This window comes from Acinetobacter sp. OYA S30 (genome assembly GCF_033599315.1).
GTDB classification, from domain to species: domain Bacteria; phylum Pseudomonadota; class Gammaproteobacteria; order Pseudomonadales; family Moraxellaceae; genus Acinetobacter; species Acinetobacter baumannii.
Genome location: NZ_JAWVAV010000002.1, coordinates 109,665 through 126,951, shown reverse-complemented (window position 1 = coordinate 126,951; position 17,287 = coordinate 109,665). Strand labels below are relative to the sequence as shown.

Here is a 17,287-nt window from a genome sequence, read left to right as displayed (position 1 = left end):
AAAAACTTGTAACTTTATGACTGGCACTGTTGCATCGTTCGAAGCATGGTTTTTACAAAATCACGCGGCACTTCTGGGCTTTGTAGACTTAACTTACCAAGCTTATGCATGAGTTTTGGGGAATATTGGCGCTCTAAACGGTGATAAATACACAGACAGGTCGCGCGACTATGTCCAGCAGCTACGCATTTTGAGTAAAAGTCACGGTGTGCATTACTTTTATAGCCGGCAGAGGCAATCGATACAAATAACAATCCACCCAAAAAAACTGAAAAATTATAAAGAGACATATTCCTTCTCGTCGTTGTTGTTTTCTTTATCAATCACTCAGCACAACAGCCGTTTGTGCAAAATATTGGCGAAACTTGCGGCTTCATCATAGTTAGAACGGTTTTAGAGGTCAAATTGATTTGCGGATGAGAAGCGTTTAATGTTCTAAAAATAAACAAATTTTATTGTTGCTGTTTTGAAGACAGTGTTGCGACATTAAACACTCTATGTTTTTACATACTTTTTTGTTTTGATAAATGCTTTAGCTTTGATTTGTTTTTAAATACTTAAAACATCTTCGTACTGAACTTAATGACTTTAAAAGAACAGGATGCTGCTTATGCCAGAGACTTCAATTCAACAAGAAATACAAAGTACATGGACAATATGTCGAGATCCTGTTTTATTGACCATGGTGGGCGGGGCAATTGATACCATTGGCTTTATCGCGTTATTTGGTTTTTTTACTGCTCATGTGACGGGCAACTTGGTATTGGCCGGGGCTGCGTTGGTGAAGGGGGGTGCAGGTTTATGGATTAAACTTGCGGCTATTCCATTGTTTATTGTGACGGTAGTTATTACCAAACTTTTAATTGACCGTAGTCAGACCAAACACAAAACGCTGTCTTATTTATTTTTATTTGAAGCTATTTTTCTCTTTGCTTTTATGGCTGCTGGGCTTTACTTTGAGCCATTTAAAAATGCCGATTCGATTACGGTTGCAATCACTGGTGGCCTCGGTTTAATTGCTTTGGCGATTCGTAATACATCAAGCAAAACCCTTATTAAAAATATTAGCCCCAGTACCATGATGACAGGCAACACTACCCAGTTTGGGATTGATATTGCTAACTTGCTTAAAAATAATAATGCCGCCAATCGGGCAAGTTTGCTTAAAAGTGCCAGTATTGTCATTGGCTTTGTCATTGGTGCTTTGATGGGGGCGGTACTTTATGTCTATTTTGACTTTTGGAGCGTAGCGCCGTTTATTTTACCCATACTCTATTTTTCTTATTTGGCTTCCCGGCAGAAGTTTAAACAAGCTTAATAAAATAGACGTTCAAATTTTATTTTCTAAATAAAGTCCAATCCAAGCTGAGCCGAAATTGTTCAGGCACAGCTTTACAGGCATAATGATGAGTGGGGAAATACATTCGATAAAGGAATGCACAATGACAAAATCCGGCCATTATTTAGTGCTTACAATAATGGGACTGCTGAGCGGTTGTCAGGTCATTCATTTAAAAGAAAGTAACTTAAGCAGTGCTTTAAAAAGTAAAAATGAAAGCATTTTGACTGACAATACTCTAAGTCATCAAACCCAAAACTTGCTGTATTTGGTCAAAGAAAGTGAAACGTCTTGTCTGCAAAACTTCAATGTTTGTTTAAATAAAATTCAGGGGTTGTCTGAAAATAGCAGTCGAGAAGAACGCTATGCTGCGCTAAGTGAAATTTATTTGGCAAAAGCTTTAGATGTTGGGCGTAGTAGCCAGTGTAATGTCACTCTTAAAAGTAACAGTTGTGTTGAGCAAGAGCTTGCGTTGTTTGATAAAAGCTTGCGCTATAGCTATGTCTATTTGTTTGACTCTGAAGAGTCACCTTTTGATCGGGTATTTGACCATCGACAAAATCAGGTACGTATTTTTTATAACGTCGCCTTGTCGAAGCTCATGACCACGTATTTTAATCATTTAAATACGCTTCATTTCCCACCTTTACTGAAAGCAGATGGGCATGAGTACCACGTTAACTTTGATCATGCGTTAGATGTACAACATATTGAGGTCGATACCTTTCGCTCTAGCTATAACATGAACTTTTCAGGGTTTAATACCGTCAACCGTAAGGATGGTTTAGGTGCGGAGTTTATTGTGGGACGTAAGGAGCATGATGTAAATCATGGTTTTATTTTAGATCCCGATGCTTTTTATGCTCACCAGAGTAATCCCAATATTCATTTACCACGCTTCTTTCCAGTGACGGCTATTGCCTACCCAAAACAAAAGGCCACAGCCGATCAGGTCATTGATGGGGCAGAGTTAGAAATTGCCATGTTTGACCCATACCGACAGGACCGCGTAAAAATTGAAGGTGTGGACTATCCACTGACTGCAAACTATTCGGCTCCTTATGGGCTTTGGTTGTCAAAATATAATTTAGGTGCGGCAGGTTATTGGTCTTTAATTAATAAAGAAGCCAATTTAATCATGCCGCATTTATATATGCTGGAACCCTTTAACCCCAATAAGAAAATTATTGTGTTTATTCATGGCTTGGCAAGCAGCCCAGAGGCATGGGTGAGCCTAACCAATGACATTATGGGTGATGCCGAATTAAGACAAAACTACCAAGTTTGGCAAGTGTTTTATTCAACCAATATGCCGATTTTCGAAAGTCGTTTTCAGATTTATTCTTTGCTGAATCAGGCTTTTCAAAACATTGCTAAAGACAGTTATGCCGCACACGATGCCGTATTGGTTGGGCATAGTATGGGCGGAGTGATTAGCCGCTTGCTAGTAAGCGATGCAGATGTTTCAGAGCAAGCCATGCAAAAAATGAATGAAGCACAGTTAAAGCGTTTAAAAGAAAATCCGGTTATTCGAGAGCGTTTTCAGTTCAAAGATTTGCCCTATTTTAAGCGGGTTGTTTTTGTTTCGGCGCCGCATCATGGTACTGACTATGCTGACCGATGGTTTACCCAAATTGCTCGCCGTATTATTCGCTTACCTGCCGACTTTTTTATTGCCGTTGAAATGAGAGATGAGAAAAATACCAAACTCAGAAAAGGCTTAATTGAAAATGGAGCAAGTAATTTAAGTCGTTCTTCCAACTTTATGAAGCTCACCCAAGCCATTCAACCCTCGTCCAACGTGGTCTATCACTCAATTATGGGCAACATAAATGGTACGACAGATAAGTCAAAAATGAGCGATGGGATTGTGCCGTATCAAAGTTCACATTTGGGTGGGGAGCAGTCGGAGCTGATTATTAAAGGTGGGCATTCGATTCAAACTAGCCCTGAGGCAATTTTAGAATTACGCCGTATTTTACGATTGCATTTAAAGCAGTCGCCGCCTTCAAAATAGTTTTTTTGTTTTTAGAAAACCACTGCTGAAATAGCTCAACAGTGGTTGAAATGATTAATTAAGCTGATTTTGTTTGAGCGATTTTTTATGCTCAAAGTAGCTGATTGAAAAAATAACCAAGCCAACCAAATACAACACGCCAGACAACAGCAGTAAGTCTAAGCCTGCTGCATATAGCAACCAAAGTGCATAGATTGAAGCGACACTTGCAATGGCAATATGCGGCGTGCGTTTGTGGCGAATAGATTCTTTAAGATAAAACGCCGATACCAGAAAATAAGGCAGCAAAATCATCACCGATGAAATCAATAAAAGCTGGGTGTAATTTTTGTTGAAAAAATACACGGCAATCAGAGAACCTTGCACCACAATAGTGGTCAGCCATAGTGATGAAATTGGCACATTATTTTGGTTATTCTTTAAAAATAGTTTCGGGAAAGCACCATTTTTTGCAGCTAAATATGGAATTTCGGTCGCAAATAACGTCCAGCTTAAATAAGACGATGAAACTGAAATAATCAAGCCGATAGTAATAATGATGGTACCCGGTAGACCGATGAGTTGCTGCAAAATGGTCGCCATAGATGGGTTATGCATGCCTGCAAGCACTTCACGGCTCACTACACCATAAGCCAATACTGTGACCATCACGTAAAAACTTAATGCCAGCAACACACCTAAAATGGTCGCTTTGCCAATGTCATGACGGTTTTTTGCACGTGATGATAAAACCACCGCACCTTCAATACCGGTAAATACCCAAAGGGTAATGAGCATTAGGTCTTTTACTTGCTGCCAAAGGGGAACTTTTAAAGAAAAATCATTTAAGTTGAGTTTGAATAGATCAAACTTAAAGGCAATGAAGGTAAAGAAGATGAAAACCACCATTGGAATAATTTTGGCAATGGTTGCCAGTAAATTCACAATCGCAGCTTCCTTAATACCTCGGCTTACTAACCAGTGCACCAGCCATACAAAAATGCTTGATCCAATCAGTGAGTAGAGCGTATTACCTTCACCAAAAATAATATGGTCTTTGCTGTCGGTAAACATGCCGACGCCTGAAAAGGCAATCACTACATAACCGACAATACCAATGGTAGTACACAACCAATAGCCCCACGCCGAGCAAAACCCGATGAGGTCTCCAAAGCCTTCGCGTGCATAGTTATAAATACCGCCATCTAGATCTGGTCGTTGACGGGTTAAATGCAACAATGAGAGAGCCAAGAAAATAATGCCGACTCCGGTAATGAGCCATGCAACAAGAAGGGCAGAGCCGTTGGCGACTTGAGCCATATTTTGGGGGAGGCTAAATACGCCTGACCCCACCATAGAACTAAATACCAGCGCTGTAAGAGACAGTAATCCGATTTTGGCAGCAGACATGGTATTTATTCTTTAAAAAATTGAGAAAGTTCAGCAATGTGTTCTGGTCCAATACCACAGCAACCGCCCACTAAACTTGCACCTGCTTGCTGCCATTGTTTGGCAAAAGCAAGATAAGCTGGAGCATCTAAGTCTTTACGAATTTCATCAAGGCCATCGTTAGCAGTAGCGCTTTCATCTTGCGGTGGGAAAGCGTTGGCATAAGCACCAATTTGTACAGACTCAGGAATAAGCTCTTTAATTTCATTAATCGCTTGCAAGATCACTTCAGGTTGGCAGCAGTTAAACAATACTGCTTTGGCATTGGATTGTTTGATGAAATCAGCCACTTGCTGCATGTTTTCGCCAGAACGAAGTAAAGCTTGTTCTTGTTTGATTTCGTCTTGTAGCGTAAATGACACCCAATAGTCTTTACCATCTTGTGGCAATAACGCATGAACTGTTTCAACTTCTTTTAAGCATGATTGAGTTTCAGCGAGCCAAAAATCAACCTCTGGTGCCAATGTGTTAATAATTGGCTCAGCAAGGTTTTTAGCCTGTTCTGGCTGGAACAAGTCGGCACGGTAAGAACCAAATAAAGGCGGTAAGCAGCCTGCGATTTTGACATTTTTGCCGCTTTCTTTAACTGCATTTTTTGCTTGTTCAATCGCAACTTTAATTAAACGCACGCCGTCAGTTTCAAAACGTTCTTGACCAATATGAAATGGCACAACCGCATAGTTATTGGTTGTAATGACTTCTGCACCAGCGTTGATAAAGTCGAGGTGGACTTCTTTTACTGTTTCAGGTGCTTCAATGAGTGCAAGAGCAGACCACTCTGGTTGACGAAACGGAGCGCCACGGCGAGCCAATTCACGGCCTAAACCGCCATCTAAAATTTTCATAAATTACAACGTAAAGGGAGAAAAATAATTCAGCTAATCTAGCGTGTAGATGAATGCTATTCAATCGCTAATATGCTCGATATATTTCTAAATAAATTAGATTGTTATGAATATTTTTTCTTAAAAGGAATTCTGTAAATGCTGTTCAGTTTTACTGATGAACTTCATGTGAAAAAGAAAATACATTTTCATGAAGTATACAGACTAAAAATACTCTTATAGCGCGCCGTATTGCTGCCAGCTTTCACCAGTATGCTGTGTTTGATAATACGCTTTGAGTTGTTCAAGCTGCGTAAAATGTACGCCTGACCAAATCAATAAACTAATTAATATGAGTACTTTAGATAAACTACGAACTTTACTTACTTGAGTAAAAGCCAACACAACAAAAAATAGCGCAGGTAAAAATATAAAGAACTGGATAGGGGAGAAAAATAGATGAGCCGTGCTGAAATATAACGCGAGTGCACTCATGAGCACATTTAAAACAGAACACAGTTTTTGATATTTACCGAGCTTAAAAGAATAGGCAGTAATGACAAATAACACGGCTGAGCTGACGTAAATGGCTGTACCGCCAATCATCCACATATAAAACCCACTTAACAAAAGATAAGCCAGTAGCAAAACAAGTACGAGCTTAAAACAAAATGACAAGAGGCGAGGTGATGATTTTAAAGGCGTCATGGCAAGTCTAAATATCTCAACAGAAGTCTTAAAAAACAAAAGGACGAATCGAAATTCATCCTTTTGATATTTTACTTATACATCATCAAACTTAGTTTGCTTTTGCAACAGGGGCAGCAGCAGTTTCATCGTTTGCAGCTTTGAACGGAGATGTATAGTTCAAGCCAAGTGTAGAGCTTGTGTACTGACGAACTTTGTCGAGTAACACAGGGTCTTTGCTTAAGTCTTGTTTATAAGAAACCACAATTTCATGAAGCTTCTGGTTCCACTTACCTTCAGTTTGCTGAGGGAAAGCTTTTTCAAGCAAGTTAAGCATGATGTATGGAGAAGTCGAAGCACCCGGAGACGCACCTAACAATGCAGTTACAGCACCATCTTTAGACGCAAAGATTTCTGTACCGAATTGAAGTGTTGCAGGTTTACCCGGTTCTTTTTTGATGATCTGAACACGTTGACCACCTTGGCTTAAACGCCAGTCTTCAGCTTTCGCATCTGGGTAGTATTTACGAAGTTCATTGAGACGGTCTTCATCTGACATCATCACTTGGCTCACCAAGTATTTAACAAGATCAAGGTTTTCCAAGCCAACAGTGGTCATTGGTAAAACATTGCTTTTGTTGGTAGATGCAAGCAAGTCAAGCTGAGAACCATTTTTTAGGAACTTGTTTGAATACGTTGCAAATGGTCCAAACAATACATATTTTTTACCGTCGATATAACGTGTATCAATATGTGGTACAGACATTGGAGGGGCACCAAGTTCCGCACGACCATATACTTTCGCTGTGTGCTGAGCAGTAATTGCCGGGTTGTCAGTAATTAAGAACTCACCACCTACAGGGAAGCCAGCATATTGTTTCGCTTCTGGTAAACCAGTAAGTTGCAATAATTTAACCGCGGCACCACCTGCACCGATAAATACAAAACGCGTTTTAACGTGGTCTGTTTTACCAGTTTTCAAATTTTTGAAAGACACCGTCCAAGTTTTGTCATCATTTTGGCTGATGCCAGTCACTTCAGTTGAAGTCTGTAATTTGAAGTTAGGGTTTTGGTTTAAGTGATTCACTAATTGTTTAGTGATTGAACCATAGTTCACGTCAGAACCAACTTCCATACGAGTCGCTGCAACTTTTTGAGTTGGATCACGATCGGTCATGACTAAAGGCGCCCATTGTTTAATCACAGCTGGGTCTTCAGTAAATTTCATGCCTTTGAAAAGCGGGCTTTGAATCATGGCAGCATAACGTTTTTCTAAGAATTTAACGTTATCGCCCCAAACGAAAGCAATGTGTGGAACTGGGTTAATGAATGTTTTTGGTTCAGCTAAAACGCCTTGTTTTACCTGATATGACCAGAACTGTTTAGCAACTTCGAACTGAGAAGCAACTTTTTCAGCTTTGGCAATTTCCATCTTACCGTTTTTCTCTTCGGTATAGTTCATTTCCATAAAGCCAGAGTGGCCTGTTCCGGCATTGTTAAAGCCGTTTGAACTTTCTTGAGCAACTTGGTCAAGACGTTCGTACATACGAATTTGCCAATTCGGTTCAAGCTCAGTGAAATAAGTACCGAGAGTGGCACTCATGATACCGCCGCCAACAAGAACAGCATCAACAACTGGCTCATCTTTTGCAGTTTGTACTTGTTTTGACGCAATCGGTCTAAACAAGAAAACAATACCTGCAATTAAAATAAGAATGATTAATACCAGAAGGTATTTCAAAAACTTTTTCATGTAAGGGGGACCTTAAAATAAGTTATTTGAGTCACTTAAGGTGTGAGGAAACCTAGACAGCGTATCCAGACAAAACGGATATAAATGCGAAAGTAAAATTCTCCAAAACAGAGAACTTTGAAAAAAGAAAAATTACTTGGGATTATCGCAAACACTCTATATTTTAGACTAATTTTGCATTGACAATACAATTTTTATAATAAATGGGTTCTATTAAAATCATAAATATGATTTATATTTAATCAAATTAAACTTTTATAAGATTATTTTTAGTTTTAATTTTATTGTAAGTTATTGAAAATAAATTAATAAAATAAAATTGGTTAAACTTAAGCCATTTGAAGGATATGCTTCGATAAAAATAGGTGAATTTTTAATTTATGACCTATTGATGTAATTAATAACCTTGCATGACCTTATTTTTCTGTCATACATAGTTCTTATTAATATGAGTGCTATAAATAATAAATTAAGGGCATATTCCTGCATAAGAAATATGCCCTTTAAGATATTATGATGCTACATAGAATGGTGCAGTCGAACGTGGTAACGCTTCGCGTCCACGAATTTGATCTGCAATTTTCTCGGCAATCATAATGGTGGTTGCATTTAAGTTACCGGTAATAATCAGCGGCATAATTGAGGCATCAACTACACGCAAACCATTCATACCGTGTACACGGCCTTGACCATCTACAACAGCCATTTCGTCTTCGCCCATCTTACAGCTACAAGACGGGTGGTAAGCTGTTTCTGCATGGTTACGAACAAAGTCATCAAGCTCTGCATCTGTCTGCAAATGTTTGCCCGGACTAATTTCATCACCACGATATGGGTCAAGCGCAGGTTGATGCATGATTTCACGCGTAATACGGATTGCATCACGGAACTCACGCCAGTCTTGTTCAGTCGACATGTAGTTAAACAAGATACTTGGATGCGCAAACGGGTCTTTCGATTTAAGTTTGATACGACCGCGTGAAGGCGAACGCATTGAACCCACGTGTGCTTGGAAGCCATGTTCTTTTACTGCATTACTACCGTTGTAGTTAATAGCTACTGGCAAGAAGTGGTATTGAATGTTTGGCCACTTAAACTCATCCGAGCTACGGATAAATCCGCCTGCTTCAAACTGGTTACTTGCACCAATACCTGTACCATTGAATAACCATTCGGCACCAATGGCAGGTTGGTTATACCATTTTAAAGCAGGGTATAAAGAAACGGGTTGCTTACATTTATACTGTAAGTACATTTCCAAGTGATCTTGCAAGTTTTCACCCACGCCCGGCAAATCATGAACCACATCAATGTCCATTGATTTTAAGAAGGTACTTTGACCTACACCTGAACGCTGTAAAATTTGCGGTGACGCAATTGCGCCTGCACAAAGTAATACTTCACGTTTAACCAAGGCACGTTGCAAGTTGTTTTGATCAGCACCAATAATATATTCAACACCAATTGCTTGCTTTTGATTAAACAAGATTTTATTGGTCGTCGCATGAGTTAAAATAGTCAGGTTTGGACGACCTTTTGCCATATCCAAATAACCACGTGCGGTACTTGAACGACGGCCTTTAGGCGTAACGGTACGGTCCATTGGACCAAAACCTTCTTGTTGATAACCATTTAAGTCGTCAGTACGTGGGTAACCTGCCTGTACACCTGCTTCAACCATGGCATGGAATAGCACGTTGTTGCCATTTTTTGGTGTAGCCACTGATACAGGGCCGCTATCACCATGGTAGTCGTTGCCACCAATGTCACGAGTCTCGGCTTTTTTGTAGTAAGGCAAACAATCGGCATAAGTCCAGTTTTCAAGGCCTTTATGGGTTGCCCATTGTTCTAAATCCATTGCGTTACCGCGGATATAGCACATACCATTAATTAAAGATGAGCCACCTAAGCCTTTACCACGACCACACTCCATACGACGGTTGTTCATGTGTGGCTCTGGGTCAGTTAAATAAGCCCAGTTATAGCGACGACCTTGAAGAGGGTAGGCCAAAGCTGCCGGCATTTGTGTACGGAAATCCAAGCGATAATCTGGTCCACCTGCTTCTAGCAGTAAAACGGTGGTATCTTTGTCTTCAGTAAGACGCGCAGCGAGTACATTTCCGGCAGATCCTGCGCCAATAATAATGTAATCATATTCTTTAATATTCATAACTATCCTTTTTTTACTAACAGTTTGCCTGAGCAATCTATAAAGACTGCTCGGCATATGTGATTTAGGTTGAAGGTTTTACAGCGATTGAGGCATTAAAAAATGCTTTGATAATCGCCAAGTTCAACTTGAATAGATTTGATACGGGTATAGTGCCCAAGCGTGGTTAAGCCATTTTCGCGGCCCACACCAGATTGCTTGTAGCCACCAACTGGCATTTCGGCAGGTGATTCACCCCAAGTGTTAATCCAGCAAATACCAGCTTCAATTTGGTGAATAATGCGATGAGCGCGGCTAATATCTTGAGTGACCACACCGGCAGCTAAACCAAAGGTCGTGTCGTTCGCACGTTGAATCACTTCTTCTTCGGTTTCATAGCTTAAGATGCTCATGACAGGTCCAAAAATTTCTTCTTGAACAATCGCCATCTGGTCAGTGCAGTCGCTAAATACAGTCGGTAGCACATAAGCGCCTTTGGCAAGCTCGCCTTCTGTCGCACGACCGCCACCGATTAATACTTTAGCGCCTTGTTGTTTGCCTGACTCAATGAAAGACAACACTTTTTCCATATGCGGGAAGCTAGTGAGTGGCCCGAAGTTTGTGTCTTCAGCCATTGGGTCACCAATGCGAATGCGTTTTACACGTTCTACAACCGCTTTTTCAAAGTCGGCTAAACGTGATTTTGGAACAAAGACACGCGTACCGTTGGTACATACTTGACCTGAACTAAAGAAGTTCGCCATGACAGCAATGTCTGCGGCACGGTTAAGGTCAGCATCTTCACAAATAATGAGTGGTGACTTCCCACCAAGCTCCATAGTCACTTCTTTTAGTGTAGAGCCAGCAGCGCTTGCCATCACTTTTTTGCCAGTTTCTACGCCACCCGTGAATGAGATTTTTTCAATCACAGGATGTTCTGTGAGCCATTGACCGATTTCACGACCAGCACCTTGTACTACGTTAAATACGCCGTCTGGTAAGCCAGCTTCTGTATAGATTTCCGCAAGTTTTAATGCAGTAATTGGCGTTGTTTCGCTTGGCTTGAAAATCATGGCATTGCCGGCAGCAAGGGCAGGGGCAGATTTCCATAAAGCGATTTGGATTGGATAGTTCCAGGCACCAATACCTGCAACTACGCCTAAAGGTTCACGGCGTGTATAAAAGAAACTTGATTCGCGAAGTGGAACTTGTTCGCCCTGAATAGCTGTCGCAAGTCCTGCGTAGTATTCGAGTACATCTGCACCAGTCACAATATCGACGGTAGATGTTTCGCTGTAGGCTTTACCGGTGTCGAGTGTTTCAAGACGGGCAAGCTCATCATTACGTTCACGGAGAATATCGACAGCACGGCGTAAAATACGTGAGCGCTCCATAGCGGTCATGGCTGCCCAGATTTTTTGTCCTTGTTGGGCACTTTTTACAGCAGCTTCAATATCTTGTTCAGATGCCTGTTGAAGAGTCGCGATAATTTCGCCGTTGGCAGGGTTAATACTATTAAATGTTTTACCACTGGTTGCTTCAACGTAGCGTCCATGGATATACAATTGATGAACTTGTACATCACTCATTTTGTCTCTCCTGCAAAGGCTTGTTCGCAAATTGCAATTGCGTTTTTACATAATCGTAAGCAATGGAACGGGCCAGTTCGCTGTCAAATTCATTGTGACGGCTTAAACTGCCACGTAGCCATAATCCATCAATCAATGCTGCCAGACCTCTTGCGGCAACACTGGCCTGTTGTTCATCCATTAACTTGAGAAAATAAAACTTCAAGTTGGAATACAGGCGTTGATCATTAATCTTTTGCAAACGGCTCAGGTCAGGTACATGCATGCTTGCAGACCAAAAGTCTAACCAGACCCGCATTGCTTTTTCATTTACCTGACTAATGTCAAAGTTAGAGTCAATAATTGCCTTAATCTGGCTTTCCGGATGCGAATCTGCTTCTGCTCTGTACTGTTCGGTTTTCCGACGCAAAACATTGAGCATTTCTTGCATACAGGTATTTATTAACCCTTGTTTGTCGCCAAAATAATGGCTGACAATACCGGTCGACAACTCGGCTTTTTTTGCAATTTGTGCAATGGTGGTATTGGATAACCCCACTTCATAAATTACGTCGAGTGCAGCGTTCATAATCTCTTCACGGCGCACATGCTCTGGTTTTACTCTGCGTTTTGTCATGATTGTCCACATCAGCACTTTTACGGGTGCTTTAAATTCAGCATGTTAACTTGCAGAGCATCATAGCACTTTTTTTATCATACTTGTTATTGATTGAACGTTCAATCAATAACAAGTATGATGTGTAAAAATCAATGAATTTTTGAATCTTACTTCGGGGTAGAAGAGATAGAATCAGAAGTTCTTACGGATAGGATGATGCGCATAAGTCCGGTACTTATCACGTTATTTTGGAAAAAATACACCGATTGCAAGGAGCAATAAGATGGTGTTGAAAAGTGATGGATATTCTTCAGACCATATTCGGTTAAATCGTTTTGTATTTTGGAGTTCGGCAGTCAGTATCGGCATTTTTGGCCTATTATTTGTGCTGTTTCCAGAAAAAAGTCAGTTTTGGCTGACCTATGTGCAAGAGCAGGTAAACCACTTTTTCGGGTGGTATTACATGTTGGTGATTGTGCTGTGTTTAGGCTTTGTGGCTTGGCTTGCCTTCTCAAAAGTGGGACAGATTCCTTTAGGAAAAGACCACGACAAACCTGAGTTTGGCTATTTGGCTTGGACCTCAATGCTGTTTTCGGCAGGTATTGGTATCGCGCTACTTTATTATGGTGTTGCTGAACCTGTTGACCATTTTCTAAGACCGCCAGAAGGTGAGGCAGGTACTATTCAGGCCGCCCGCAATGCCATGACCTATAGCTTTTTGCACTGGGGTATTCATGGCTGGGTGCTTTATGCCTTGCTGGGTGTGACATTAGGTTATTTTGCCTTTAGACAAGATTTACCACTCGCACTACGCTCGGCACTCTATCCAATTTTTGGAGAGCGAGTTCATGGCCTGGTAGGCGATTTTGTCGATGGCTTTGGTATTTTAGCAACCGTAATTTCTTTGGTGACCAACTTAGGTATTGGTGCTTTGGTATTGGTTTCAGGCATTTGTTATTTAATTCCTGAAATTCCCGATAACTCTGCAACTTTAATTACTGCAGTTTTAATCATGATGTTTGTGGCGACAGTTACTACAGTGGTCGGGATTGAAAAAGGCTTGGCATGGTTATCACGGATTAATTTACGTTTGCTCTATGCCTTACTTTTATTTGTATTTCTAACAGGACCGACGAACCATTTGTTAAATGGTCTTGTGCAAAATACGGGCGATTACCTTAATAATTTTATGGGTAAAAGTTTTGATATGTATTTATACAATCAAAAAGCCAGTGGCTGGTTGGGTTCATGGACTGTGTTTTATTGGGCATGGTGGATTGCTTGGGCACCTTTTGTAGGAATGTTTATTGCCCGCATTTCCAAAGGCCGAACTATTCGAGAAGTGGTTTTGGGTGTATGCCTCATTCCATTAGGTTTTACCTTGGCTTGGATCTCGATTTTTGGAAATACTGCAATTCATTTAATTCTCAATCAAAAACAGAAAGTTTTAGGTGATATGGTTTTAAGTGACCCTGCGTTGTCATTATTCAAATTACTCGAATATCTCCCGTTTAATCCGTATATTGCCGGGATTGTTGTTGTAATTTGTTTCGTTTTATTTTTGACACCGGTTGGGTCTGGTACACTAATGATCGCCAATTTGTCCTCGAAAGGGGGCACCAGTGATAGTGATTCACCGATCTGGTTACGCATCTTTTGGTCTGTGGTCATTACCATTGTAAGTATCGGCTTATTATTAGCAGGTAGTTTTAACTCCATGCAAAGTGCAGTGGTGTTATGTGGTTTACCATTTTCTGTGATTATTTTGCTTTATATGTTTGGTTTAGCCAAAGCCTTAAAGCAAGATGATTTTGACCCGAATGTTGCGAAAAAGCAGTTAGCTATTTCAAAAGACATTTCTATTCCATCGAATTGTGACCAGAACAAAGTGACCGAGGTTTTATAACCTTGGTTCATCACATTTATTTATATTTTTTGCGTTCAAAGCAGTCTTTTCATTATTGTTAAATAATGAAAAGACTAAATTGAATATTTTATTTTTCTTCTATTCCTTGAGGATTGTATGGCAACAGATAATCCAAGAGCAGTTGATGATTTAACATTATCTAAATCTAAAAAAGACCCGCTTAACCGTGTGGTTTTTTATATTTCAGCTCTAATCATTTTAATCTTTTCTCTCGTTACTTTTTTATTTAACGATTTCGCAAATCGAACCATTAACACCGTCCTTGCGTGGGTAACGTCAACCTTTGGCTGGTACTATTTACTGGCTGCAACGCTGTATATGGTGTTTGTAATTTTCATTGCCTGCTCACGGTATGGTGAGATTAAACTTGGCCCTAAACACTCAAAGCCTGAGTTTAGTTTACTGAGTTGGTCTGCCATGCTGTTTTCGGCAGGTATTGGTATCGATTTAATGTTCTTCTCGGTGGCTGAGCCATTATCTCATTATATGCAGCCGCCTGTCGGCGTAGGTCAGACCTATGAAGCGGCACGCCAAAGTATGGTGTGGACGCTGTTTCACTATGGTTTGACCGGTTGGTGTATGTATGCCTTGATTGGTATGGCACTTGGTTATTTCAGTTATCGTTATAACTTGCCGCTTACCATTCGTTCTGCACTTTACCCAATTTTTGGGAATAGGATTAATGGGGCCATTGGCCATAGTGTAGATACTGCCGCCGTCATTGGGACAATTTTTGGTATTGCGACCACCTGCGGGATTGGCGTGGTACAGCTGAATTATGGTTTACATGTTTTATTAGGACTGCCAGAGAATATCTGGATGCAGTTTGCACTCATTGCCATTGCAGTCGGTATTAGTATTATTTCAGTGACATCTGGGGTGAATAAAGGTCTTCGGATTTTGTCTGAAATCAATATTTATGTATCGATTGGTCTTTTACTGTTTATTTTGTTCTTGGGCAATACCGAGTTTTTACTCAATGCGCTAGTACAAAATATTGGTGATTATTTAACTCGCTTCCCAACCTTAGCCTTACAAAGTTTTGCTTTTGAGCAACCTAAAGATTGGATGAGCAGTTGGACCTTGTTCTTCTGGGCATGGTGGATTGCTTGGTCGCCATTTGTAGGTTTGTTTTTGGCCCGTATTTCTAGAGGCCGTACTATTCGTGAGTTTGTGTGCGGGACTTTAATTATTCCTCTATTATTTACCTTAACGTGGTTATCCATTTTTGGTAATAGCGCATTGCACAGTGTTATTTTTGAAGGCAACCAGACTTTAGCTGCAACGGTATTATCTAATCCGGCACATGGTTTTTATGACCTGTTAGCGCAGTACCCGGGTTTTACCTTTATTGCTTCAGTCGCAACAGTAACGGGCCTTTTATTCTATGTGACTTCTGCTGATTCGGGTGCATTGGTTTTAGGTAACTTCACGACCAAGCTTACCCATATTGATAATGATGCGCCGCGTTGGTTAAGCGTGTTTTGGGCAATTGCCATTGGGTTATTAACACTCGCTATGCTGATGACCAACGGGATTACCGCTTTGCAGAATGCAACCATTATTATGGGACTGCCGTTTAGTTTCGTGATGTTCCTTGTCATGGCGGGGCTTTATAAGTCGCTCAGACTTGAAGACTACAGGCATGCTAGTCGAAGTATGAACGCGGCACCTGTGGTGGGTAACGTCGACATTCTCAATTGGAAACAGCGTTTGACTCGGGTTATGCATCATCCGGGAACGACTGAAACCAGACGAATGCTCGATACCGTTTGCAAACCTGCCGTTCAAGCTGTTGCCGATGAACTCATTAAGCAAGGCATGAACGTAGATGTGCAACAAACACCACTTGAAGATGAAGAGGCGCTATATCACCTCGATATCACTATTCATTTGGAAGAAGAGCAAAACTTCGTTTATCAGATTTGGCCTGTCCGTTATAGCGCGCCTAACTTTAGTCAGCGTGTAAAACGAGGCAAACAGTTCTATTACCGTCTCGAAACCTATCTTTATGAAGGTTCTCAAGACAACGACCTTGTTGGTTACAGTAAAGAACAGGTTATTAATGACATTTTAGATAAATATGAAAGACATATGACGTTCTTGCATATTAATCGTATTAGCCCTGGGAACCGTCCATTATTCCCAGATCCACAAGCTTAAGGGGAATATGCATGGTTTCACCATATCTGCATTCTTTTGCTTTATTTTTCTCTTTGCTCAATCCTTTTTTAATGAGCATTTATATGATTGGCCTCATCCGCCATTCAGAAACCAAGGTATTTAACAAAGCTTTAATTCAGGGGAGCTTGATTGCTTATATCGTCTTTATGCTGTTTGCATGGGGCGGTGAAGCAATCTTTAGTAAATACCTGAATGTACGCTTTGAGGCTTTCCAGATTTTTGGTGGTCTTATCTTTTTGGTGATTGGTTACCGCTATGTGTTTCAGGGTGCAGATACCATTGGTGAAATGCGCGGTGCACCAGAACATTTGGCTGGCACCATCGCTATGCCTTTTATGATTGGGCCGGGTACCATTAGTGCAGCTGTGGTGACAGGTATTGAAATGTCGATTGGTGCTGCGGCACTTGTGATCGGGTTTACCATGTTTTTAACATGCAGTATTTTGATCTTGATGAAATTTTCACATGATCATTTGCGTTACAAACATGCAAAATATATCGATCGCTATTTCGATATTGTCGGGCGTTTATCTGCTTTATTAATCGGTACGATTGCTGTTGATATGATTATTAATGGTGTTACCGGACTGATCCATAAAGTATAAGGAACCTCATATAAAACGATGCTGTGTCATTTAAAATGGAACAAAATGGCATAGCATCTTTTGATTATTTTTGACCGCTCAATAACTGTTTATTTAAGAAAAACTAAAAAATTATTAAAAATAATAGCTTAAGAAATATTCGTTCAAAAAAAGAATTAACAATATTAAAAAATACGATGCTATGTTG

At 40.5% G+C, this 17,287-nt stretch carries 13 protein-coding genes; 5 read left to right on the top strand and 8 right to left on the bottom strand.

Annotated features, from left to right (window positions below):
• Nucleotides 1-14: 14 nt before the first annotated feature.
• Entirely contained in the window at nt 15-290 is a 276-nt protein-coding gene (locus R5R67_RS01860) for a hypothetical protein (RefSeq protein ID WP_000061141.1), read from the bottom strand.
• Nucleotides 291-610: 320 nt separating this feature from the next.
• On the opposite strand from R5R67_RS01860, the gene R5R67_RS01855 reads away from it, so the two are divergent.
• The gene (locus tag R5R67_RS01855; protein ID WP_318754740.1) at nt 611-1,318 is read left to right on the top strand and encodes a YoaK family protein; all 708 of its coding nucleotides are present in this window, start codon (nt 611-613) and stop codon (nt 1,316-1,318) included.
• 124 nt (nt 1,319-1,442) lie between these two features.
• A complete protein-coding gene (locus R5R67_RS01850) occupies nt 1,443-3,356 on the top strand; it encodes a lipase family alpha/beta hydrolase (protein ID WP_000167369.1) in 1,914 nt (637 codons plus the stop codon).
• Nucleotides 3,357-3,410: 54 nt separating this feature from the next.
• Here the strand turns inward: R5R67_RS01850 and R5R67_RS01845 are convergent, their stop codons facing one another.
• The 7 genes from R5R67_RS01845 to betI form a co-directional block, all read right to left on the bottom strand.
• Nucleotides 3,411-4,745 (bottom strand): basic amino acid/polyamine antiporter, encoded by a 1,335-nt coding sequence (locus tag R5R67_RS01845; RefSeq protein WP_001271330.1) that lies wholly within the window; start codon nt 4,743-4,745, stop codon nt 3,411-3,413.
• A 5-nt stretch (nt 4,746-4,750) separates the two neighbouring features.
• Complete coding sequence (locus R5R67_RS01840) at nt 4,751-5,629, bottom strand: homocysteine S-methyltransferase family protein (protein WP_000696106.1); 879 nt, start codon at nt 5,627-5,629, stop codon at nt 4,751-4,753.
• Nucleotides 5,630-5,845: 216 nt separating this feature from the next.
• Nucleotides 5,846-6,316: a hypothetical protein gene (locus tag R5R67_RS01835; RefSeq protein ID WP_000188097.1), complete on the bottom strand. Its 471-nt coding sequence runs from the start codon at nt 6,314-6,316 to the stop codon at nt 5,846-5,848.
• A 91-nt stretch (nt 6,317-6,407) separates the two neighbouring features.
• Nucleotides 6,408-8,048: a malate dehydrogenase (quinone) gene (gene mqo / locus R5R67_RS01830; RefSeq protein ID WP_000714076.1), complete on the bottom strand. Its 1,641-nt coding sequence runs from the start codon at nt 8,046-8,048 to the stop codon at nt 6,408-6,410.
• Nucleotides 8,049-8,559: 511 nt separating this feature from the next.
• Complete coding sequence (betA, locus tag R5R67_RS01825) at nt 8,560-10,218, bottom strand: choline dehydrogenase (RefSeq protein WP_001021934.1); 1,659 nt, start codon at nt 10,216-10,218, stop codon at nt 8,560-8,562.
• Nucleotides 10,219-10,313: 95 nt separating this feature from the next.
• The gene (gene betB, locus R5R67_RS01820) at nt 10,314-11,786 is read right to left on the bottom strand and encodes a betaine-aldehyde dehydrogenase (protein ID WP_001286297.1); all 1,473 of its coding nucleotides are present in this window, start codon (nt 11,784-11,786) and stop codon (nt 10,314-10,316) included.
• The gene (gene betI / locus R5R67_RS01815; RefSeq protein WP_000166965.1) at nt 11,779-12,402 is read right to left on the bottom strand and encodes a transcriptional regulator BetI; all 624 of its coding nucleotides are present in this window, start codon (nt 12,400-12,402) and stop codon (nt 11,779-11,781) included. Before betI ends, betB begins: the two co-directional genes overlap by 8 nt.
• 265 nt (nt 12,403-12,667) lie before the next feature.
• Here betI and R5R67_RS01810 point away from each other — a divergent pair, with 265 nt between their 5' ends.
• The 3 genes from R5R67_RS01810 to R5R67_RS01800 all read left to right on the top strand — a co-directional run bounded on the left by R5R67_RS01810 (nt 12,668) and on the right by R5R67_RS01800 (nt 17,100).
• Nucleotides 12,668-14,290 carry a BCCT family transporter gene (locus R5R67_RS01810; protein ID WP_000243373.1) on the top strand — a complete coding sequence of 541 codons (1,623 nt, stop codon included), beginning with the start codon at nt 12,668-12,670 and terminating at the stop codon, nt 14,288-14,290.
• Nucleotides 14,291-14,407: 117 nt separating this feature from the next.
• Nucleotides 14,408-16,474, top strand: coding sequence for a choline transporter (locus R5R67_RS01805; protein ID WP_000179784.1), 2,067 nt, complete (start codon nt 14,408-14,410; stop codon nt 16,472-16,474).
• Between the two features lie 11 nt (nt 16,475-16,485).
• The gene (locus R5R67_RS01800) at nt 16,486-17,100 is read left to right on the top strand and encodes a MarC family protein (RefSeq protein WP_000254582.1); all 615 of its coding nucleotides are present in this window, start codon (nt 16,486-16,488) and stop codon (nt 17,098-17,100) included.
• Nucleotides 17,101-17,287: the final 187 nt, after the last annotated feature.

Bases quoted from the DNA above. Each gene is read 5' to 3' on its own strand.
- R5R67_RS01840 (WP_000696106.1), bottom strand. From the start codon at position 5,629: ATGAAAATTTTAGATGGCGGTTTAGGCCGTGAATTGGCTCGCCGTGGC.
- R5R67_RS01800 (WP_000254582.1), top strand. From the start codon at position 16,486: ATGGTTTCACCATATCTGCATTCTTTTGCTTTATTTTTCTCTTTGCTC.
- R5R67_RS01845 (WP_001271330.1), bottom strand. From the start codon at position 4,745: ATGTCTGCTGCCAAAATCGGATTACTGTCTCTTACAGCGCTGGTATTT.
- R5R67_RS01855 (WP_318754740.1), top strand. From the start codon at position 611: ATGCCAGAGACTTCAATTCAACAAGAAATACAAAGTACATGGACAATA.
- R5R67_RS01810 (WP_000243373.1), top strand. From the start codon at position 12,668: ATGGTGTTGAAAAGTGATGGATATTCTTCAGACCATATTCGGTTAAAT.
- mqo (WP_000714076.1), bottom strand. From the start codon at position 8,048: ATGAAAAAGTTTTTGAAATACCTTCTGGTATTAATCATTCTTATTTTA.
- R5R67_RS01805 (WP_000179784.1), top strand. From the start codon at position 14,408: ATGGCAACAGATAATCCAAGAGCAGTTGATGATTTAACATTATCTAAA.
- R5R67_RS01850 (WP_000167369.1), top strand. From the start codon at position 1,443: ATGACAAAATCCGGCCATTATTTAGTGCTTACAATAATGGGACTGCTG.
- betA (WP_001021934.1), bottom strand. From the start codon at position 10,218: ATGAATATTAAAGAATATGATTACATTATTATTGGCGCAGGATCTGCC.
- betB (WP_001286297.1), bottom strand. From the start codon at position 11,786: ATGAGTGATGTACAAGTTCATCAATTGTATATCCATGGACGCTACGTT.
- betI (WP_000166965.1), bottom strand. From the start codon at position 12,402: ATGACAAAACGCAGAGTAAAACCAGAGCATGTGCGCCGTGAAGAGATT.
- R5R67_RS01860 (WP_000061141.1), bottom strand. From the start codon at position 290: ATGTCTCTTTATAATTTTTCAGTTTTTTTGGGTGGATTGTTATTTGTA.
- R5R67_RS01835 (WP_000188097.1), bottom strand. From the start codon at position 6,316: ATGACGCCTTTAAAATCATCACCTCGCCTCTTGTCATTTTGTTTTAAG.